The sequence below is a fragment of the Thermomonas mangrovi genome (assembly GCF_028201335.1).
Classification (GTDB): Bacteria; Pseudomonadota; Gammaproteobacteria; order Xanthomonadales; family Xanthomonadaceae; genus Thermomonas; species Thermomonas mangrovi.
Map to the genome: position 1 here is coordinate 286,397 of NZ_JAPEVV010000002.1, position 18,762 is coordinate 305,158.

Annotated in this window: 21 protein-coding genes; 9 read left to right on the forward strand and 12 right to left on the reverse strand. The window is 70.8% G+C overall.

Annotation, left to right across the window (positions count from 1 at the left end):
* Positions 1-6 precede the first annotated feature (6 nt).
* Positions 7-510, reverse strand: a complete 504-nt coding sequence (gene purE, locus ON759_RS05030; RefSeq protein WP_271679265.1) for a 5-(carboxyamino)imidazole ribonucleotide mutase — start codon at positions 508-510, stop codon at positions 7-9.
* Positions 511-583: 73 nt separating this feature from the next.
* Between purE and ON759_RS05035 the strand changes: the two genes are divergently transcribed.
* Genes ON759_RS05035 through ON759_RS05045 form a run of 3 tightly spaced genes read left to right on the forward strand, consistent with a single transcriptional unit; the run spans position 584 to position 2,106 of the window.
* Positions 584-853, forward strand: coding sequence for a Trm112 family protein (locus ON759_RS05035; RefSeq protein ID WP_271679266.1), 270 nt, complete (start codon positions 584-586; stop codon positions 851-853).
* On the forward strand, positions 850-1,725 hold the full coding sequence (nadC, locus tag ON759_RS05040; protein ID WP_271679267.1) for a carboxylating nicotinate-nucleotide diphosphorylase: 876 nt from the start codon (positions 850-852) through the stop codon (positions 1,723-1,725). The genes ON759_RS05035 and nadC overlap by 4 nt, the downstream gene beginning before the upstream one ends.
* Positions 1,726-1,767: 42 nt before the next feature.
* Positions 1,768-2,106: a DUF3301 domain-containing protein gene (locus tag ON759_RS05045; RefSeq protein ID WP_271679268.1), complete on the forward strand. Its 339-nt coding sequence runs from the start codon at positions 1,768-1,770 to the stop codon at positions 2,104-2,106.
* 36 nt (positions 2,107-2,142) lie between these two features.
* Here ON759_RS05045 and ON759_RS05050 read toward each other — a convergent pair whose 3' ends face one another.
* The 6 genes from ON759_RS05050 to ON759_RS05075 form a co-directional block, all read right to left on the reverse strand.
* Positions 2,143-2,604 (reverse strand): ClpXP protease specificity-enhancing factor, encoded by a 462-nt coding sequence (locus ON759_RS05050; protein WP_271679269.1) that lies wholly within the window; start codon positions 2,602-2,604, stop codon positions 2,143-2,145.
* A gap of 30 nt (positions 2,605-2,634) precedes the next feature.
* A complete protein-coding gene (locus ON759_RS05055; protein WP_271679566.1) occupies positions 2,635-3,270 on the reverse strand; it encodes a glutathione S-transferase N-terminal domain-containing protein in 636 nt (211 codons plus the stop codon).
* Positions 3,271-3,375: 105 nt separating this feature from the next.
* On the reverse strand, positions 3,376-4,119 hold the full coding sequence (locus ON759_RS05060) for a cytochrome c1 (protein WP_271679270.1): 744 nt from the start codon (positions 4,117-4,119) through the stop codon (positions 3,376-3,378).
* 10 nt (positions 4,120-4,129) lie between these two features.
* A complete protein-coding gene (locus tag ON759_RS05065) occupies positions 4,130-5,401 on the reverse strand; it encodes a cytochrome b (protein WP_271679271.1) in 1,272 nt (423 codons plus the stop codon).
* Positions 5,402-5,404: 3 nt separating this feature from the next.
* Positions 5,405-6,001 (reverse strand): ubiquinol-cytochrome c reductase iron-sulfur subunit, encoded by a 597-nt coding sequence (gene petA / locus ON759_RS05070; RefSeq protein ID WP_271679272.1) that lies wholly within the window; start codon positions 5,999-6,001, stop codon positions 5,405-5,407.
* 100 nt (positions 6,002-6,101) lie between these two features.
* A complete protein-coding gene (locus tag ON759_RS05075; protein ID WP_271679273.1) occupies positions 6,102-7,019 on the reverse strand; it encodes a lytic transglycosylase domain-containing protein in 918 nt (305 codons plus the stop codon).
* A 134-nt stretch (positions 7,020-7,153) separates the two neighbouring features.
* Here ON759_RS05075 and miaB point away from each other — a divergent pair, with 134 nt between their 5' ends.
* The gene (miaB, locus tag ON759_RS05080) at positions 7,154-8,548 is read left to right on the forward strand and encodes a tRNA (N6-isopentenyl adenosine(37)-C2)-methylthiotransferase MiaB (protein WP_425608446.1); all 1,395 of its coding nucleotides are present in this window, start codon (positions 7,154-7,156) and stop codon (positions 8,546-8,548) included.
* Positions 8,549-8,563: 15 nt separating this feature from the next.
* On the opposite strand, the gene ON759_RS05085 is transcribed toward miaB, so the two are convergent.
* From ON759_RS05085 to ON759_RS05105, 5 genes are all read right to left on the reverse strand, one after another.
* Positions 8,564-10,228 (reverse strand): amidohydrolase, encoded by a 1,665-nt coding sequence (locus ON759_RS05085; RefSeq protein WP_271679274.1) that lies wholly within the window; start codon positions 10,226-10,228, stop codon positions 8,564-8,566.
* Positions 10,229-10,302: 74 nt separating this feature from the next.
* Entirely contained in the window at positions 10,303-11,394 is a 1,092-nt protein-coding gene (locus ON759_RS05090) for an ABC transporter permease (protein WP_271679275.1), read from the reverse strand.
* On the reverse strand, positions 11,391-12,326 hold the full coding sequence (locus ON759_RS05095; protein WP_271679567.1) for an ABC transporter ATP-binding protein: 936 nt from the start codon (positions 12,324-12,326) through the stop codon (positions 11,391-11,393). The genes ON759_RS05090 and ON759_RS05095 overlap by 4 nt, the downstream gene beginning before the upstream one ends.
* Before the next feature lie 13 nt (positions 12,327-12,339).
* Positions 12,340-13,305 (reverse strand): HlyD family secretion protein, encoded by a 966-nt coding sequence (locus tag ON759_RS05100; RefSeq protein ID WP_271679276.1) that lies wholly within the window; start codon positions 13,303-13,305, stop codon positions 12,340-12,342.
* Positions 13,302-13,976 carry a TetR/AcrR family transcriptional regulator gene (locus ON759_RS05105; RefSeq protein WP_271679277.1) on the reverse strand — a complete coding sequence of 225 codons (675 nt, stop codon included), beginning with the start codon at positions 13,974-13,976 and terminating at the stop codon, positions 13,302-13,304. Before ON759_RS05105 ends, ON759_RS05100 begins: the two co-directional genes overlap by 4 nt.
* Before the next feature lie 97 nt (positions 13,977-14,073).
* Between ON759_RS05105 and ON759_RS05110 the strand changes: the two genes are divergently transcribed.
* From ON759_RS05110 to ON759_RS05130, 5 genes are all read left to right on the forward strand, one after another.
* Positions 14,074-15,060, forward strand: coding sequence for a PhoH family protein (locus ON759_RS05110; RefSeq protein ID WP_271679278.1), 987 nt, complete (start codon positions 14,074-14,076; stop codon positions 15,058-15,060).
* Positions 15,061-15,069: 9 nt separating this feature from the next.
* Complete coding sequence (gene ybeY / locus ON759_RS05115) at positions 15,070-15,552, forward strand: rRNA maturation RNase YbeY (RefSeq protein WP_271679279.1); 483 nt, start codon at positions 15,070-15,072, stop codon at positions 15,550-15,552.
* Between the two features lie 100 nt (positions 15,553-15,652).
* Complete coding sequence (locus tag ON759_RS05120; RefSeq protein ID WP_271679280.1) at positions 15,653-16,534, forward strand: CorC family transporter; 882 nt, start codon at positions 15,653-15,655, stop codon at positions 16,532-16,534.
* Complete coding sequence (locus ON759_RS05125) at positions 16,521-17,729, forward strand: lipoprotein N-acyltransferase Lnb domain-containing protein (protein ID WP_271679281.1); 1,209 nt, start codon at positions 16,521-16,523, stop codon at positions 17,727-17,729. The genes ON759_RS05120 and ON759_RS05125 overlap by 14 nt, the downstream gene beginning before the upstream one ends.
* A 31-nt stretch (positions 17,730-17,760) precedes the next feature.
* Positions 17,761-18,759 carry a magnesium and cobalt transport protein CorA gene (locus ON759_RS05130; RefSeq protein ID WP_271679282.1) on the forward strand — a complete coding sequence of 333 codons (999 nt, stop codon included), beginning with the start codon at positions 17,761-17,763 and terminating at the stop codon, positions 18,757-18,759.
* Positions 18,760-18,762 lie beyond the last annotated feature (3 nt).

The window sequence follows — 18,762 nt, forward strand, 5'->3', positions numbered from 1 at the left end:
CCCCGCTCATGCGCGCGGATCGTCGTGGGCGAGCACGTCGGCGGTCTGCCGCTCGCGGAACGCCGCCAGCGCCTCGCCGATCGCCGGGAATTCGCGGGCGAGCATCGCCGCCGCGAACAGGCCCGCATTGGCAGCGCCGGCATGGCCGATCGCGAAGGTCGCCACCGGGATCCCGGCCGGCATCTGCACGATCGACAACAGCGAATCCATGCCGTTCAGCGCCTTGCTCTGCACCGGCACGCCCAGCACCGGCAGGGCGGTCTTCGACGCCAGCATCCCCGGCAGGTGCGCGGCACCGCCGGCGCCCGCGATGATCGCGCGCAGGCCGCGCGCCTGCGCCGACGCGGCGTAGTCGAACAGCACGTCCGGCGTGCGGTGCGCGGAGACCACGCGCACCTCGTGCGGCACGCCGAGTGCCTCGAGGCGGGCGACCGCGTGCTGCATGGTCTCCCAGTCGGAACGGGAGCCCATCACGATGCCGACCAGTGGTGCGTCGCCTGCTGCTGCCATGCCGGACTCCCCGCGGCGATCCGTGTGCGCCAAACCGTTATTCTAGCGATCCCTCCCGCGCCCGGCACCGTCAATGGACCGCAAGCTGCTCGACATCCTGGTCTGCCCCGCCACCCGCCAGCCGCTGGCGCTGCTGGAGCCGGCCGGCCTGGAGGCGCTGAACCAGGCGATCGCCGCCGCCGCGGTGGCGCGCAACGACGGCAGCCGCGAGGCCGCGCCGCTGCGCGAGGCGCTGGTCACCCGCGACCGCAAGACCGTGTACCGCATCGACGACGGCATCCCGGTGCTGCTGGCCGAGGAAGGCATTGCCACCGCCCAGCTCGACGCCTTCCCCCGCGCATGAACGCGCCGCGCTTCGCGCCGCCGCCGGCCGCGGTGGTGGACGCCGACGTCGCCGCCGCCCTGGCCGAGGACATCGGCAGCGGCGATGCCACCGCCATGTTGCTCGACGACGCGCCGGACAGCGCCTACCTGCTGTGCAAGGAAGACTGCGTGCTCGCCGGCCGGCCGTGGTTCGAAGCCTGCCACCGCGCGCTGGATCCCGGCGTCGCGTTCGACTGGCGCTTCGAAGAGGGCGACCGCGTCGCCAACGGCCAGGTGGTCGCCACCCTGCGCGGACGCAACCGCGCACTGGTGACCGCCGAGCGCGCGTCGCTGAACTTCCTGCAAACCCTCAGCGGGACGGCGACCACAACCGCCCGCCACGTGGAGGCGGTGCGCGGCACCGGCGCTACCCTCCTCGACACGCGCAAGACCATCCCCGGCCTGCGCATCGCGCAGAAGTACGCGGTGCGTGTGGGCGGCGGCGGCAACCACCGCATCGGCCTGTACGACGCGGTGATGCTGAAGGAAAACCACATCCGCGCCTTCGGTTCGGTCGCGGCCGCGATCGAGCGCGCGCGCGGCCTGCATCCCGCGCTGCCGCTGATCGTCGAGGTCGAGACCCTGGCCCAGTTGCGCGAGGCCCTCGACACCGGCTGCACGCGGATATTGATCGACGATTTCGATGCCGCCACCCGCCGCGAGGCGGTGCGCATCGCCAAGGCCGCGCCGTACGCCGGCAGGATCCCGCTGGAAGTCTCGGGCGGCGTGGACCTGGCCAGCCTGCGCGGGATTGCCGACGACGGCGTCGACTGCATCTCGATCGGCGGGTTGACCAAGCACGTCCACGCGATCGACTTCTCGCTCAAGCTCGGCCCCACGCCCACGGCGTGAAGGCACCTTGCGCACGCTGGACGCCGCCACCACAGTAGGCCGATGCCCACCCTCCTGCTCTTGATGATCGTCGGCGCCGCCGGCTTCTTCCTGTTCACCGCCGCGCGCGCCGCGGCGGAGCGCGCCGCCGAGATCGGCCGCGACGCCTGCCAGGCCGCCGGCGTGCAATGGCTGGACCAGTCGGTGCATGCGACCGGCATGCGCCTGCGCCGGCGCGAGGACGGATGGCTCGGGATCGAGCGCACGTTCCGCTTCGAGTACTCCGAGGACGGCCACGATCGCCATGTCGGCCGCGTCGTCCTGCTCGGCGATCGGCTGGTCGGCTTCAGCGGTCCCAGCCGAGCCGCGCAGGCGGTGGTACGCGACCTCCCGCTGCACTGAGCTGCCGCCTGCCGGGCCGCGCAACGGCCCCTGGCGTCACTTGACGATGCGCAGGTGCCCGCCGCGCTTGGGCGGCTCCGGTGTGTCGTCGCCGGGACCTTCATCCGAGGCCCTCGGCGCGGAGGCGGTCGGCGCGTCGACCTCGTCCGCCGGCAAGGTGCCCTGCGGATCGTCCGGCAAGGCCATGCCGTGGCCGGTTTCGCGGGCATAGATCGCGATCACCGCGGGCAACGGCACCAGCACCGACTGGCTGACCCCGCCGAAGCGGGCGGTGAAGCCCAATGCGTCGTTGCCCATCTCCAGCCGCGCCACCGCGCGTTCGGCGATGTTGAGCACGATCCGGCCGTCCTTCACGGCATGCGCCGGTACGCGCACGCCCCGCTGGGTCGCATCGACCAGCACGTGCGGGGTCATGCCGTTGTCGACGATCCATTCGTACAACGCGCGCAGCAGGTAGGGGCGATGGCTGGTCATCGCCGGCGGCATCGGTTCGGCCATGTCATGCGTCCTTGCGTCGCGCGCCGCGGATCACTGCGGCATGTCGCGCAGCTGCTTTTCCTGGTCGGTCAGGCTGCGCAGGAACCCCGGGTTGCGGAAGATCCGGTTGCCGTAGTCCTCGATCGCCTTGCCGTCCTTCGGCAGGCCGACGCCGAGGGCGTCGAGGCGCCAGATGATCGGCGCCATGGCGCAGTCGGCCAGGCTCATTTCCGAATTCAGGAAGAACTTGCTAGCCTTGAACAGCGGGATCGAGGCGGTCAGCAACTCCTTGAGGCGCTTGCGGCCGGCTTCCGCCTGCTGCTTGTTGCCGAGCTGGATGGCCTGCACCTGCGGCACCCAGTCGTGCTCGATGCGCAGCATCGCCAGGCGCAGGCGCGCGCGCGACAGCGGGTCGACCGGCATCAGCGGCGGATGCGGATAACGTTCGTCGAGGTATTCGCTGACCACGCTGGCCGCGTACAGGACCAGCTCGCGCTCGACCAGGGTCGGCACCGAGTGGTACGGGTTCAGGTCGATCAGGTCTTCCGGCGGGTTCTGCGGGTCGACCGGGATCAGGTCGTAGGTGACGCCCTTGGCGGCGAGCACCAGCCGCACGCGATGGCAGAGGACGTCGTCGACCGAGGAAAACAGCGTCAGGGCGTTACGCATGCGCGGACTCACAGCCATCATCAGGACAACTCCCGCGCCCGGTCCCCGCCGGACGCACCCGCGCCGCCCGCACGATGCGGGCAGCCGCCAAGCGTCGTTCCCCGTGCTGCGCGTGACGCCGCGTCAGTGAACGTCCCGCCAGTATTCCTTCTTCAGCAACCAGGCCATGAAGGTGAAGAAGGAGAGGAAGAGGATCACCCACACGCCGAGCGCGGGCCGCTTCAGGGCCGCCGGCTCGCCCGCGTACTCGAGGAACGCGGCGATGTCGCGCACGGTCTGGTCGAACTGCTGCGGGGTCTGCGAACCCGCCTGGCTGATGCTGAAGCCTTCCACCGGCAGTTCGCCCGACGCGGTCTTCGCGCCGAACACCGGTTGCTGCAGGCCCTGCATCTCCCACAGCGGGTTCGGCATCGAGGCGTTCGGGAACAGCTTGTTGTTCCAGCCCAGCGGACGCGACTCGTCCAGGTAGAACGACTTCAGGTAGGTGTAGATCCAGTCGGAGCCGCGCACGCGCGCGATCACCGACAGGTCGGGCGGCGCCTTGCCGAACGCGGCCAGGCCCATCTCCGCGGTCATCGGCGAGATCACGTGGTCGCCGATCTTGGCGCCGGTGAAGTTCAGGTTGGCCTGCACCTGGTCCTCGGTCAGTCCGAGATCCTCGCCGATCCGCGCGTAGCGGACGTACTTCAGCGAGTGGCAGCCGCTGCAGTAGTTCATGTACAGCGCGGCACCGCGCTGCAGCGAGGCCTTGTCGTCGAGGTCGGTGCCCGACTGCTGCAGGCCGCCGGTCTCGCTGGCGAGGGCGCTGGCGGAGATCAGCAGGCCGGCGGCGAAGGTCGCGGCGCGGGACAGGAAGGGTCGCTTCATGGCAGGCATGTCAGTCATGCGTCGTCACCCGTTCCGGCACCGGCTTGGTCTTGTCGAGCTTGGTCCACAGCGGCATCGTGATGAAGAACGCGAAGTAGAGGAAGGTCAGCACGCGGCCGATGATCGCCTCGACCGGATCGGTGCCAGGGCCCGCGCCGATCTTCGCCAGCCACAGGAAGCTGACCGCGAACACCAGCAGCATCACCCAGCTCAGCAGGCCGCGGTAGCGGTAGGACTTGACCGGCGACTTGTCCAGCCAAGGCACCAGGAACAGCATCACGATCGCGCCGAACATCACCAGCACGCCCCACAGCTTGATGCCGAAGAACGAGGGCACCACGCGGAGCATCGCGTAGTACGGGGTGAAGTACCACACCGGCTTGATGTGCGACGGCGTCACCAGCGGGTTCGCCTCGGTGAAGTTGTCGTGTTCCAGGAACCAGCCGCCGAAGGTCGGGGCGAAGAAGATGATGAAGGCCGCGATGATCAGGAAGAACCCGACGTAGAAGGTGTCCTTGACCGTGTAGTACGGATGGAACGGCACGCCGTCGGCAGGCGCCGTGGCCGACCAGCGGTTGCCTTTCGGGCCCTTCTTGATCTCGACGCCGTCCGGGTTGTTCGAACCCACCTCGTGCAGCGCGAAGATGTGCAGCACCACCACCAGCAGCAGGACCAGCGGCAACGCGATGACATGCAGCGCGAAGAAGCGGTTCAGGGTGGCGTCGCCCGGGTTGTAGTCGCCCATGATCCATTCGGTCAGGCCGCCGCCGATCACCGGGATCGCGCCGAACAGCGAGATGATCACCTTGGCGCCCCAGTAGGACATCTGGCCCCACGGCAGCACGTAGCCCAGGAAGGCCTCGGCCATCAGCACCAGGTAGATCACCATGCCCAGCAGCCACACCAGCTCGCGCGGCTTCTTGTACGAGCCGTACATGAGGCCGCGGAACATGTGCAGGTAGACGACGATGAAGAACAGCGAGGCGCCGGTGCTGTGCATGTAGCGGATCAGCCAGCCCCACTCCACGTCGCGCATGATGTATTCGACCGAGGCGAAGGCTTCCGCCGCGCTCGGCTTGAAGTGCATCGTCAGGAAGATGCCGGTCAGGATCTGGTTGACCAGCACCACCATCGACAGCACGCCGAAGATGTACCAGATGTTGAAGTTCTTGGGCGCGTAGTACTCGGACATGTGCTTCCGGTACACCGGCATCATGCCGGGCGCGCGTTCGTTGACCCAGTTCCAGACCGTGTCGACGCTGCGGGTGAGGATGTTCGCCATGGCTTACGCGGCTCCCTTCGGGTCGACGCCGATCACCAGCATGGTGTCGCTTTCGAAGTGGTACGGCGGCACCGGCAGGTTCAAGGGCGCGGGCTGCGCCTTCAGCACCCGGCCAGCCAGGTCGTAGCGCGACTTGTGGCAGGGGCAGAAGTAGCCGCCCTTCCAGTCCGGGTCGAACGGTTCCGGCTTCACTTCCGGCAGGAACTCGGGCGCGCACCCCAGGTGCGTGCAGACGCCGACCAGCACCGAGATCTCGGGCTTGATCGAGCGGGTCGGGTTCTGCGCGTACTTGGGCTGGTCGGACGCCGCCGACTGGGGGTCGGCCAGCAGGTTGTCGAGCGACTTCATGACGTCCAGCATCGCCGTGGAACGGCGGGCGATGAAGATCGGCTGGCCGCGCCAGTTGATCACCAGCTGCGCGCCTTCGGCGAGGGCACTGATGTCCTGGTTCACCGGCGCACCGGCGAAGCGGGCCCGCGCACTGGGGCTCCAGGACTTGATGAAAGGCACCGCGGCGAACCCCGCTCCGACCGCGCCGACCACTGCCGTGGTCGCGGTCAGGAACCTGCGCCGGCCGGTGTTGACCTCTTCGTTGGCCATCCCGCACTCCGAAAAATTGCCAAATTACGCTCGCGGGAGGCAGCCGTTGCGCGCTGGCGCGCCGACTGGCCGCGAAGGACACGCAAGTGTAACGGAACGCTTAACGGGCCGACAATCCGCCCGTGCCGTTGGCGGCGATCGGGTTGAGCACCCCGCGGTAACGCTCCGCCAGCACCCCGACGCGCTGGACGTAGCGCTGGGTCTCGTTGTAGGGCGGGACGCCCTTGTACTTGTCGACCGCTCCCTCGCCCGCGTTGTAGCCGGCGGCGGCCAGGGTCAGGTTGCCGTCGAAGCGCTTCAGCAGCCAAGCCAGGTAACGCACCCCGCCGCGGATGTTCTGGGTGGCGTCGAAGGCATCCCCCACCCCGAACCGGCGGGCGGTCGCCGGCATCAGCTGCATCAGGCCCTGGGCCCCGACCCGCGACAACGCCTTCGGGTTGAACGCCGACTCGGCGTGGATGATCGCGCGGACCACCGCCTCTTCGACGCCATGCTCGCGCGCCGCCGCCCGGATTTCGTCCTGGTAGGCCGTGGTGTTGAGGCGCAGGGTGCGGAAGTCCACACCGGGCTTGGCCCCGCAGGCGTAGCAGGTCTCCATGTAGCTGTAGCGGATGGTGCGGATCGAGGCACCCGAGACCCCCGTCGGCCGCGCACTCGTGTAGTGGCGCACACCATCCTTCCCCGTGTAGGCGTAGACCTGCCCGCGGATCAGGCGCGGTCCCGCCCCGGGGGCGACTGCCGGAGACGGGGCGGACGTCGTGGCGGGCGCGGCGACCGCGATGCGGTTCTGCTCGGGCCGGGCCGGCATGAGCGGGGCGCTGGCCGCTGGCTTGGGCTTTGGCTTGGGGGCACGCTCGGCCTTGTAACTGCCGACCAGCTTGCAGCGGGCACCGGGGATCCGCTTGTTGGCATAGGAAGTGATCCCGTCTGCGCCATCGCAGCGGTACACGTTCCCGGCGACCACGACGGGCGCAGCCAGCACGGCGAGGCACAACACGGCGAGGCGCAATCCCGTCATCGCGGCAGTCTCCCCGCTCCCGCCCGCGCATGCAACTGATTGATTTTGCTGAACGGGAGCCAGCCATGGCCGCGGCCTGCCCGTACAATGCGTGCCCCGGCGCGGATTCACCGCCGTCTTCCCGGACCCAGCCCATGCCCATGCTCCATCCCGCCGGCACGCCCGGCGACCTGCCCGCCCCGCGCCGCGCAACCACCGGCAAAGTTTTCATCGAGACGCACGGTTGCCAGATGAACGAATACGATTCGGCGAAGATGGCCGACGTTCTGGCTGAGCATGAGGGCCTTGAGTTGACCGACAACGTCGCCGAGGCCGACGTCATCCTGGTCAACACCTGCTCGATCCGCGAGAAGGCGCAGGAAAAGGTGTTCAGCCAGCTCGGGCGCTGGCGCCAGCTCAAGCAGGACGGCAAGCCGGTCCTGATCGGCGTGGGCGGATGCGTCGCCTCGCAGGAGGGCGAAGGCATCGTCAAGCGCGCCCCGTTCGTCGACCTGGTGTTCGGGCCGCAAACCCTGCACCGCCTGCCGGAGCTGATCCGCGAGCGGCGCCAGACCGGGCGGCCGCAGGTGGACATCAGCTTCCCCGAGATCGAGAAATTCGACCGCCTGCCGGAGCCGCGCGCCGATGGCCCCTCGGCCTTCGTCTCGATCATGGAAGGCTGCAGCAAGTACTGCAGCTTCTGCGTGGTGCCCTACACCCGCGGCGAGGAGATCAGCCGCCCGTTCGAGGACGTGCTGGTCGAAGTCGCCGAGCTCGCGGCGCAGGGCGTGCGCGAGGTCAACCTGCTGGGGCAGAACGTCAACGCCTACCGCGGTGCGTACGGCGACGGGGAGGTCGCCGACCTCGCCCTGCTGATCCGCGCGATCGCCGGCATCGAGGGCATCGGCCGGATCCGCTTCACCACCTCGCACCCGCTGGAGTTCAGCGACGCGCTCATCGAGGCGTACCGCGACGTGCCGCAACTCGCCGACTACCTGCACCTGCCGGTGCAGAGCGGCAGCGACCGCGTGCTGGCGGCGATGAAGCGCGGCTACACCGCGCTGGAGTTCAAGCAGAAGCTGCGCAAGCTGCGCGCGGTGCGGCCGGGCATCTCCATCAGCTCGGACTTCATCGTCGGCTTCCCCGGCGAAACCGACGCCGACTTCGAGAAGACCATGAAACTGATCGAGGACGTGGGCTTCGACCAGAGCTTCAGCTTCATCTATTCCCGGCGCCCGGGCACGCCGGCCGCCGACCTGCCCGACGACGTCCCGGATGCGGTCAAGCATGCCCGGCTGTCGCGGCTGCAGGCGCACATCAACGCCCACAGCTTCGGCATCTCCGAGGCGATGGTCGGCAGCGTGCAGCGGGTGCTGGTCACCGGCCCGTCGCGCAAGGATCCGAACGAGCTGACCGGCAAGACCGAGAACATGCGGCAGGTGAACTTCGCCGCGCCGGCGCGGCTGGTCGGCCAGTTCGTCGACGTCGCGATCACCGAGGCCCTGCCGAACTCGCTGCGCGGCCGCGTCGTCACCGCCGACGCGACCTGAGCCCGGACCGCGCGCTCAGCGCGGGGCCTCGTAGACCGGCTTGCCGTCGACGTAGGTGGCGCGTACTTGCAGGCTGCGCAGCGCCGCATCCGGCACCGCCAGCGGATCCTCGGCCAGCACCACGAAATCCGCGCGCTTGCCGGCGGCGAGGCTACCCAGCTCGCCTTCCGCGAAACCGGCGTAGGCCGCGTCGAGGGTGAAGCCGCGCAGCGCCTCGTACGCGGTCAGCTTCTCCTGCGGCATCCAGCCGCCGGCCGGCTTGCCCGCCGCGTCGGCACGGCTCACCGCGGAATACAGGCCGAGCCGCGGATCCACCGATTCGACCGGGAAATCGGAGCCCAGCGCGAGGCGCGCGCCGCTGTCGCGCAACTGGCGCCAGGCGTACGCACCGACGATCCGCTGCGGGCCGACGCGATCGCCGGCCCAGGGCATGTCGCTGGTCGCGTGGGTCGGCTGCATCGAGGCGATCACCCGCATCGCCGCCAGCCGCGGCAGGTCGGCGGCCGCCAGCACCTGCGCATGTTCGATCCGCCAGCGATGGTCGCCGGCCGCGGCTGCGCCCAAGGCCTCGGCATAGACGTCGAGGCTGACCCGGTTGCCGCGATCGCCGATCGCGTGGGTGGCGACCTGCACGCCGCAGCGCTTCGCCTTGGCGCTGGCGACCGCGAGCGCCTCCGGCGACATCACCATCAGGCCCCGGTTGCCGTGGTCGTCGCTGTAGTCCTCGAGCATCGCCGCGCCGCGGCTGCCCAGCGCGCCGTCTGCGTACAGCTTCACCGCGCGCATCTGCAGGCGACCCGACGGATGCCGGTACAGCCCGTCGCGACAGAGCGCCGCCAGCGCGGCGGCATCGCCATCGGCCATCGCGTAGATGCGCAGCGGCATCGCCCCGCGGTCCGCGAGGCGTTGGTAGCGGCGCAGCTCGTCGAGGCTGATGCCGGCATCGTGCACGCCGGTGAGGCCGTGCTGCACCGCCGCCTGCATGCCCAGCGACAGCGCGCGCTCCAGCGTCGCCTGGTCCAGCGCCGGCCGCGCCTGGTCGAGCAGCAGCATCGCGTTGTCGACGAAGATGCCGGTGGGCCGGCCCGCCGCATCGCGCAGGATCTTGCCGCCGGCGGGCTGCCAGGTGCCGGCGAGGTCACGGCCGACCGCGCGCATCGCCGCGCCATTCGCCCAGCCGGCGTGGCCGTCGATGCGCGACAGCCACACCGGGCGATCCGGGAACACCGCATCCAGCTCGGCGGCGGTCGGGAACGCGCGCTCCGGCCAGTCGTTCTGGTCCCAGCCGCGCCCGACCAGCCAGGCGCCCGGCGCCAGCGTGCGCGCATGCGCCTGCAGGCGCCGCAGCACCTCCTGCTTGTCGGTCGCGCCGGTGAGGTCGGCTTCCATCATCGCCATGCCCAGCCCGCTGACGTGCGCATGCGCGTCGATCAGGCCCGGCACCACGGTGGCGTCGCCGACGTCGATCCGCCGCGCCTGCGGGAACTGCGCGCCGAGCGTCGCGGGATCGCCCACCGCGAGGATCCTGCCGTCGGCGTCGTAGGCCATCGCCCGGGCCAGCGGGCGGGCCGCGTCCATGGTGTGGATCCGCGCGGCGGTGAGCAGGGTGGCGGGCGGCTCCTGCGCCTGCGCCGGCCCCAGCGCCAATGCGGCGGCGAAGATCCATGCGGTCCTGTGCATCCTGCCCTCCCCGGGCGTCCGGCATCCGAGCCCGGACTCTGCAAGAGATGGCAGGCCACCGCAACCGCGCGGCGTCAGTCCAGCCGCTTGCGGAAGCGCAAGGTCGCCATGGCCATCATCGCGGCGGTGAACCCCAGCAGCGCGACCACCTCGGGCCACAAGTCGGCCAGGCTCGCGCCGCGCAGGATGACCCCGCGGATCAGCCGCATGAAATGGGTGAGCGGCAAGGCTTCCGCAATCCACTGCGCGGGCCGCGGCATGCCGTCGAACGGGAACATGAAGCCGGACAGCAGGATCGACGGCAGGAACAGGAAGAACGCCATCTGCATGGCCTGGAACTGGGTGCGCGCCAGCGTGGACACGAACAGCCCCAGGGTCAGGTTGGCGACGATCAGCAGCATCGCCACGCCGTACACGCCCGCCAGGCTGCCGCGGATGGGCACCTCGAACAGCGCCGCCCCCAGCAGCAGCACGACGCTGACCTGCACCAGCCCGACCGCGATGTAGGGCAGCACCTTGCCGACCATCAGCTCGCCGCTGGACACCGGCGTAGTGATCAGCAATTCCAGGTTGCCGCGCTCGCGCTCGCGGACGATGGCCATCGCGGTGAACATCACCATGGTCATGGTCAGGATCACCCCGATCAGCCCGGGCACCACGTTGATCGCCGAGATCCGGCGCGGGTTGTAGAGTGGCAGCACGCTGACCTGCGCGGGCGCCGCCTTCGCAGCGGGGTTGCTGGCGTCCAGTGGCATGGCGGCGAGCTGCCGGGCGGCGGCCTGCACCGAGGTATCGCTGCCGTCGACCAGCACCTGCACGGCCTCGCGTCCCTCGACGCGGCGACGCTCGAAGTCCGGCGGCACCAGCACGCCGACCTTGATCCGGCCCTCGCGCAGCAGCGCCTGCAGTTCCTGCGGCGTGCGCGCGCCGGCCACCGGGCGGACCACGCCGGTGGCCCACATGTCCTGCACCAGCGCGCGCGATCCCGCGGTGCCGGCCATGTCGGCGGCGGCGGCCGGGAGGTTGCGCACGTCCGGATTGATCGCATACCCGAACAGGAGCAGCTGCAGGGTCGGGATGCCGATCATCATCGCCAGCGTCATCCGGTCGCGGGCCATCTGCCGGATTTCCTTCAGCATCACCGCGAGCACCATCGCCGGCTTCATGCGCCTGCCCCCCGGCCGCGCGCATGCGTGGCGGCGACGAAGACGTCCTCCAGGTTCGGCGCGATGGCCACGACCTCGGCGTCGAGCCCCTGCGCCTGCAGCGCATCGAGCAACCTGGGGCCGAGGCCGTCGCCGGCGGTCGTTGCAGCCTCCGCGAGCACCCGCAGTTCGTTGCCGATCTGGGCGATCCCGAGGACGCCGGGCAGGCCGTGCAACAGCGCCTGCGCGCGGCGCGGCTCGCCGGTGCGCACGCCGAGGGTGCGCCCTTGCAGGCCCGCGGTCAGCGCCGCGGGCGTCCCATCGGCGACCAACCGGCCGTGGTCGAGGATGGCGAGGCGATGGCAGCGCTCGGCCTCGTCCATGTAGTGGGTCGACACCAGGATCGTGGTGCCGGCGTCCGCGAGGTCGAACAGCTTCTCCCAGAATCCGCGCCGCGATTCCGGGTCGACCGCACTGGTCGGCTCGTCGAGGAACAGCAGTTCCGGCGCATGCACGACCGCGCCGGCCAGCGCCAGGCGCTGCTTCTGCCCGCCGCTCATGGTGCCGGCGAGCTGCGACGCCTGCGCCTGCAGGTCGTAGGTCTCCAGCAAGGCGTCGACCCGTTGGCGGCGCGCCGCGCGCGGCAGCCCCTGCACGCTGGCGAGGAACAACAAGTTCTCGCGCACGCTGAGGTCCTCGTACAACGAGAACTTCTGGGTCATGTACCCCATCCGCCGGCGCAGGGCCTCGGCTTGCGCCGGGATGCGCAAGCCGAGCACCTCGATCTCGCCGGCGCTGGGCGTGAGCAATCCGCACAGCATGCGGATGGTGGTGGACTTGCCGGAGCCATTCGGGCCGAGGAAGCCGTAGACCGACGCGCGCGACACCGACAGGTCGACGCCGTCGACCGCCTGCAACCCGCCGAAGCGCTTGCCCAGGCCCCGCGCGCGAATCGCGAGCGGGCCGTCAGCGGCCACCCGCGGCCTCCACGAACTCGACCCGGACCGGGACCCCCGCCGGCAGGTCGATCGGCGCATCGAGCACCACTTCGGCGAGGTAGCTCAGCCGCGCCGCGTCGTCGCCGGACAATGCGTAGTAAGGGGTGAAGCTCGGCTCGCTGCGCACCATCCGCACATGGCCGGCGATGCTGCCTTCGCGTCCGTCCACGAACACGCGCGCCGCCTGCCCGGGCTTGACCCCGGCGCGCAGCGATTCGGGCACGTAGACCCGCGCATACGGCGCCTCGCCGACCAGCAGGATCGCCAACGGCGCCCCGACCGGCGCCTGGTCGCCCAGGCGATACGGCAGGCTGTCCACGCGTCCGGCGCGCGGCGCGCGGACATCCAGCTTGCCGAGGCTGGCCGCCTGCACGGTCGCCTGCGCCTGCGCCGCCGCCAGCGCTGCCTCGCCTTGGGCGATGCGCTCGGGGCGGGTGCCGTGCAGCAACTCGTCGAGCACGGCCTGCGCCGCACGCACCTGGCCCTCGGCGGAGCCTGCCGCGGCCACCGCGCGGTCGAGGTCGGACTTCGCGACCAGTTGCCGCGCCGCCAGCGGCCTGAGGCGGCCGAGCGAGGCCCGCGCCTCCGCGGCCTGCGCCTGCGCCGAGGCCAGGGTGGCGCGCGCCTGCGCCACCTGCTCGCTGCGCGCACCGGCTTGCATCTCGGCGAGCGCATCGCGGCTTTGTCGCGCCAGCGCAGTCGCGGCCTCGGCCTGCGCCGCGCTGCGGGTGAGTTCCAGTTGCAGCAGCGGCGCACCCGCGGCGACCACCTCGCCCTCGCGCACGTCGATGCGGACGATGCGTTCGGCCACCGGCGCCGGTAGCGTGATCCGGTCCCATTCCAGCGTGCCCAGCACCTGCGGCGGCGGTTCGCCGCAGGCCGCCAACGACGCCGCCAGCACCAGCACGCACGCGCGCTTCCAACGATTGCTCATGGCTTCAACTCCAGTCCGCGGTCGAGCAGGGCCAGCGCGTGCCCGCGCACGTCGTCCAGCCCGAGGTCGTCGGCATCGAACACCTGCCGCCAGATCGGCGCGCCGGCGGCGGGGAACATGGTCAGGCCGACCAGCGTCGGCAGCAGCAGGCGCGGGTCGAGGTCGGCATTCAGCCGGCCCGCGGCCTGCGCGGCGGCGAACCGCCCGGCCAGCAGGCGGGCGATGTCGGGGGCGATCCGCTGCACCAGCAGGTTGCGCAACGCGCCGCCCTCGCACAGCACCTCGCGCACCCACAGCTGCGGCCACCAGGGATGCCGCGCGATCGCATCGGTCACCCCGCACACGAAGGCCGCGACGATGTCGGCCACGTCGTCGCCGGCCTGCGCGAGGTGTTCGCGCACCGACAGGAAGGCCGGCATCACCCGCTCCGCCACCACTGCGTCGAGCAACTGCTGGCGGTCGCCGAAGTAGTAGTGCAACAGCGCCGGCGTCACCCCGGCCTCGCGGGCGATGTCGCGCAACGAGGTCGCCGCGATGCCCTGGCGAACGAAGCATGCGAGGGCAGCGTCCAGCGCGACCGCGCGCTGGTCTGGGGCGTCCGCTGACGGGCGTCCGGGTGCACGCTTGCGGCCCTTGGCCGGGCTGCGCTTGGGGGGGGCGGGAAGTACCATGCGTATATTTAATTCAATGATTAATTAATGCGCAAGTCACGGCCGACCAACGGCCGCGTGGTCGCCGCCCTCATCCGCCCCGCGCTACCCTTTGCGGATGCAGACCCAACGCGACTTCATCCTCGAACCCGACGACACCGAGCGGCTGGCCAACCTGGCCGGCCCGTTCGACGCCCACCTGCGCCAGATCGAGCTGCGCATGGGCGTCGAGATCGCCAACCGCGGCAACGTGTTCCGCGTGAGCGGCGACGACGCCTCCGCGGTCGCCCGCGCCGAGCGCGTGCTCCGGCAGCTGTACGACGAGGCCGCCGGGGAAACGCTGGACGAGCACGCCATCCACCTGCGCCTGGGCGTGCACGCGGGAGATGCACCGGCGCGGCCCGCACACGCCGACCACCTGCCGCAAGAGGTGGCGATCCGGGTCAAGCGCGGCACCCTGCGCGGCCGCGGCGACAACCAGCGCAAGTACCTGCACGCGATCGCCACCCACGACATCAACTTCGGAGTCGGTCCGGCCGGCACCGGCAAGACCTACCTCGCGGTCGCGATGGCGGTGGATGCGCTCAGCCAGTCGCGCGTGCAGCGGGTGATCCTGGTGCGCCCGGCGGTCGAGGCCGGCGAAAAGCTGGGCTTCCTGCCCGGCGACCTGACCCAGAAGGTCGACCCCTACCTGCGCCCGCTGTACGACGCGCTGTACGAGATGCTCGGCGTGGACAAGGTCGCGCGGCTGCTGGAGAAGAACGTCATCGAGATCGCCCCGCTCGCCTACATGCGCGGGCGCACGCTCAACGATGCCTTCGTCATCCTCGACGAGGCGCAGAACACCACCATCGAGCAGATGAAGATGTTCCTGACCCGCCTCGGCTTCGGCAGCACGGCGGTGGTCACCGGCGACATGACCCAGATCGACCTGCCGCGCCACGTGAAGTCGGGACTCAAGGATGCGGTCGAGGTGCTGCGCGGCGTGGAGGGCGTCAGCTTCACCTTCTTCGAATCGCGCGACGTGGTCCGCCACCCGCTGGTGGCGCGCATCGTCAACGCCTATGAGGCGCGCGAAGCCCGTGGCGACAACGGCGAGGCGTAGGATGCGCGCATGACCCAGGGTCCCGTCCGCCTCGATGTCGCCGTCGGCTACGCCATCCCGCGCGCAGGGATCCCGGCGGCGGTGAGTTTCCGCAAGTGGGTGGCGGCCGCGTTGGCCGGCCGCATCCGCGAGGCCGACCTCGCCATCCGCATCGTCGGGACCCGCGAAGGCCGCGCGCTGAACCGCCATTACCGCGGCAAGGATTACGCCACCAACGTGCTCAGTTTCCCCGCGGAACTGCCCGAAGGCCTGCCCGAGGGCGTGCGCCTGCCGTTGCTGGGCGACCTGGTCATCTGCGCCCCCGTGGTCGCCCGCGAGGCCAGGGAGCAGCGCAAGCCGCTCGCCGCCCATTACGCCCACCTGACCGTGCACGGCGCCCTGCACCTGCTCGGCTGGGACCACGAGGACCCGCGCGAGGCCGACTGCATGGAGCAGCTGGAACGCGAGATCCTGGCCGGACTGGGCCTCCCCGATCCGTATCAGCCGGCGTAGCGTGGCCGCGGTGGTTCACCGCCCCGCCACCCGACTTCGCTAGACTCCCCTCCCGTGGCGCCCGCCACGCATGCCCGCCCAAGGCCATAGAACCGCCACGATGTCAGAGGACGACAGTCGCCAAGACGGCGCCGATCCCAGCGAACGCCCCGCCGACAAGCCACGCCGTTCGTGGCTGGACCGCATCGGGGCCGCCCTGTCGGGCGAACCCACCACCCGCGAAGACCTGGTCGAGCTGCTGCGCGACGTGCAGGCCGATGGCGTCATCGGCCCCGACACGCTGCGGATGATGGAAGGCGCCATCGCGGTGGCCGACCTCACCGTCGGCGACGTGATGGTCTCGCGCGCGCAGATGGTCGCGTTGCCGGCCGACGGCAAGTTCCTCGACCTGATGCGGCAGGTGGTCGAATCCGGCCACTCGCGCTTCCCGGTGCACGGCGAGGACAAGGACGAGATCCTCGGCATCCTGCTGGCCAAGGACCTGCTGCGCGGGGTGGTCGCCGACAACGGGCCGGGCACGATCCGCGAGCTGCTGCGCCCGGCGGTGCTGATCCCCGAATCCAAGAAGCTCAACGTGCTGCTGCGCGAGTTCCGCCAGTCGCGCAACCACATGGCGATCGTGATCGACGAGTACGGCGGCGTGGCCGGGCTGGTGACCATCGAGGACGTGCTGGAGCAGATCGTCGGCGACATCGATGACGAGCACGACGATGCCGAGGACGCGGACGCGCACATCGCGGCGCGCGCCGACGGCCAGTTCGTGGTCGACGCGCTGACCCCGATCGCCGACTTCAACGAGCGCTTCGGTGCCGACTTCGACGACGACGAATTCGACACCATCGGCGGCCTGGTGACCGCGGCCATCGGCCACCTGCCGGAGGCCGGCGAGGAGCTGACCCTGGGCCGCTTCGTGTTCCGCGTCGCCAGCGCGGATGCGCGCCGCTTGCACACCCTGCACGTCGGCGTCGATGCGGCCGGCTGACGCGGTGCGCTGGCTGGCGGGGCTGCTGCTGGCCCTCGCCGCGGGGATCGCCCACGCGCAGGCCGTGCCGCCCGCGACGACGGCAGCGGCCGCGCCGCGCATCGGGATGGTGACGATGGGGCCCGGCGAGATCTTCTGGGAGCGCTTCGGCCACGATGCGATCGTGGTGGAGGATCCGGCGACCGGCGCGCGCACCAACTACAACTTCGGCTTCTTCGACCTGGAGGAAGCCGGCTTCCTCGGCCGCTTCGTGCAAGGCCGGATGCAATACATGCTGGTCGCGCTGCCGCTGGAGCAGGACCTGGCCTACTACCGCGACGTCGGCCGCGGTGCCGCCGTGCAATGGCTGGACCTCGACCCGGCGCAGGCGCGGCAACTCGCCGCCGACCTCGCCGAGAACGCGCGGCCGGAGAACGCGCGCTACCGCTACGACTACTACACCGACAATTGCGCGACCCGGGTCCGCGACGCGTTGGACCGCGCGCTCGGCGGGCAGCTGCAGCGCACCCTGGTCGGCCGCTCGAGCGGCGACACCTGGCGCAGCGAGTCCCTGCGGCTGGCCTCGCCCGCGCCGTGGATGTGGCTGGCCTTCGACATCGGGCTGGGGCCGCGCGCCGACCGCCCGCTGTCGCGCTGGCAACTGGGGTTCATCCCCAGCCGGCTGGCCGAGGGCCTGCGCGAGACCCGCCGCGCCGATGGCCGCCCGCTGGTCGCCGGCGAGGCGGTACTGCTGCCGCAGCGACTGCCGCCGGAACCCGTCGGCAGCGCCCCGCGGATCTGGCCGTGGTGGCTGGTCGGGATGGCGATCGCCGGCCTGGTGCTGTGGGCGGGCGGCCGCCACCCGCGCGCGCTGGCCGCCGCCGCAGGCATGTTCTGGCTGGCCTGCGCCGTGCTCGGCAGCGTGCTCGCGCTGGGCTGGGCGTTCACCGACCACCAGGCGATGTGGGCCAACCGCAACCTGCTGCTGTTCAACCCGCTGGCCTGGCTGCTGCTGCCGGGCGCCTGGTCGATCCTGCGCGGACGCACGCCGTCGGCGCGCTTCCGGGCCCTGCTGGTGGTGCTCGCCGCACTCGCCGCGCTGGCCTGCCTGCCGCTGTGGCTGCAGGCGCTGCCGCAACGCAACGGGCACTGGATCGCGCTGCTGCTGCCGATCCACGCCGCGCTGGCGCGGCCCTGGCCGCGACGCGCGCCTTGATGCCCCGTCCCGCCGCGGGCAGGATGCGCCGATGAACGACCCGCGACCCGCCCTGCCCGCCTGCGTCGTCAACTGCGCGGCCTACGACCGCGCCGGCCTGCGCCGCGACATCAGCCTGGCGCAGATCAGCGACGTGCTCGCGGTCGACGACGGCAGCTTCGTCTGGGTCGGCCTGTACGAGCCGCACGAATCGCTGCTCGACACGCTGCAGGAGGAATTCGGGCTGCACGACCTCGCCGTCGAGGACGCGCACAACGCGCACCAGCGCCCGAAGATCGAGACCTACGGCAACAGCCTGTTCATCGCCGCGCACACCGCGCAGGAAGTCGACGGCCACGTGCGCTTCGGCGAGACCCACCTGTTCGTCGGCCCGCGCTTCCTGGTCACCGTGCGCCATGGCGCGTCGCTGAGCTACGCCCCGGTGCGCCAGCGGCTGGAACGCGACCCGGAGATGCTGGCGCACGGCCCGAGCGTGGCGCTGCATGCGGTGCTGGATTTCGTGGTCGACAACTACCAGCCGATCGTGTCCGCCTTCGGCGGCGAACTCGACGCGCTTGAGCACGACGTGTTCGCCGAAACCTACAAGCGCGGCACCATCCGCAAGCTGTACGAACTGCGCAAGGAACTGACCCTGATGCGGCTGGCGGTGGCGCCGATGCAGGACATCCTCTCGCAGCTGATGCGCAGCCCGGCGATCCTGATCCCGGACGAGGTGCGCCCGTACTTCCGCGACGTCGAGGACCATGCCGCGCGCGTGCGCGACACCATCGACACCCAGCGCGAGATGGTCTCCGCGGCGATGAACGTCAACCTGTCGCTGGTGACCGTCGCGCAGGGCGAGATCGTCAAGAAGCTCGCCGGCTGGGCCGGCCTGCTGGCGCTGCCGACGCTGATCGCGAGCTGGTACGGCATGAACTTCGCGCACATGCCCGAGCTCGACAAGCCGTACGCCTACCCGCTCCTGATCGGCACCGTGCTGCTGGCCTGCGTCGTGCTCTACCGCTACCTGCGCAAGGTGCGCTGGTTGTAGCGA

Coding starts and splice junctions, on each gene's coding strand:
- purE (WP_271679265.1), bottom strand. CDS start 510: ATGGCAGCAGCAGGCGACGCACCACTGGTCGGCATCGTGATGGGCTCC.
- ON759_RS05035 (WP_271679266.1), top strand. CDS start 584: ATGGACCGCAAGCTGCTCGACATCCTGGTCTGCCCCGCCACCCGCCAG.
- nadC (WP_271679267.1), top strand. CDS start 850: ATGAACGCGCCGCGCTTCGCGCCGCCGCCGGCCGCGGTGGTGGACGCC.
- ON759_RS05045 (WP_271679268.1), top strand. CDS start 1,768: ATGCCCACCCTCCTGCTCTTGATGATCGTCGGCGCCGCCGGCTTCTTC.
- ON759_RS05050 (WP_271679269.1), bottom strand. CDS start 2,604: ATGGCCGAACCGATGCCGCCGGCGATGACCAGCCATCGCCCCTACCTG.
- ON759_RS05055 (WP_271679566.1), bottom strand. CDS start 3,270: ATGGCTGTGAGTCCGCGCATGCGTAACGCCCTGACGCTGTTTTCCTCG.
- ON759_RS05060 (WP_271679270.1), bottom strand. CDS start 4,119: ATGAAGCGACCCTTCCTGTCCCGCGCCGCGACCTTCGCCGCCGGCCTG.
- ON759_RS05065 (WP_271679271.1), bottom strand. CDS start 5,401: ATGGCGAACATCCTCACCCGCAGCGTCGACACGGTCTGGAACTGGGTC.
- petA (WP_271679272.1), bottom strand. CDS start 6,001: ATGGCCAACGAAGAGGTCAACACCGGCCGGCGCAGGTTCCTGACCGCG.
- ON759_RS05075 (WP_271679273.1), bottom strand. CDS start 7,019: ATGACGGGATTGCGCCTCGCCGTGTTGTGCCTCGCCGTGCTGGCTGCG.
- miaB (WP_425608446.1), top strand. CDS start 7,154: ATGCCCATGCTCCATCCCGCCGGCACGCCCGGCGACCTGCCCGCCCCG.
- ON759_RS05085 (WP_271679274.1), bottom strand. CDS start 10,228: ATGCACAGGACCGCATGGATCTTCGCCGCCGCATTGGCGCTGGGGCCG.
- ON759_RS05090 (WP_271679275.1), bottom strand. CDS start 11,394: ATGAAGCCGGCGATGGTGCTCGCGGTGATGCTGAAGGAAATCCGGCAG.
- ON759_RS05100 (WP_271679276.1), bottom strand. CDS start 13,305: ATGAGCAATCGTTGGAAGCGCGCGTGCGTGCTGGTGCTGGCGGCGTCG.
- ON759_RS05105 (WP_271679277.1), bottom strand. CDS start 13,976: ATGGTACTTCCCGCCCCCCCCAAGCGCAGCCCGGCCAAGGGCCGCAAG.
- ON759_RS05110 (WP_271679278.1), top strand. CDS start 14,074: ATGCAGACCCAACGCGACTTCATCCTCGAACCCGACGACACCGAGCGG.
- ybeY (WP_271679279.1), top strand. CDS start 15,070: ATGACCCAGGGTCCCGTCCGCCTCGATGTCGCCGTCGGCTACGCCATC.
- ON759_RS05120 (WP_271679280.1), top strand. CDS start 15,653: ATGTCAGAGGACGACAGTCGCCAAGACGGCGCCGATCCCAGCGAACGC.
- ON759_RS05125 (WP_271679281.1), top strand. CDS start 16,521: ATGCGGCCGGCTGACGCGGTGCGCTGGCTGGCGGGGCTGCTGCTGGCC.
- ON759_RS05130 (WP_271679282.1), top strand. CDS start 17,761: ATGAACGACCCGCGACCCGCCCTGCCCGCCTGCGTCGTCAACTGCGCG.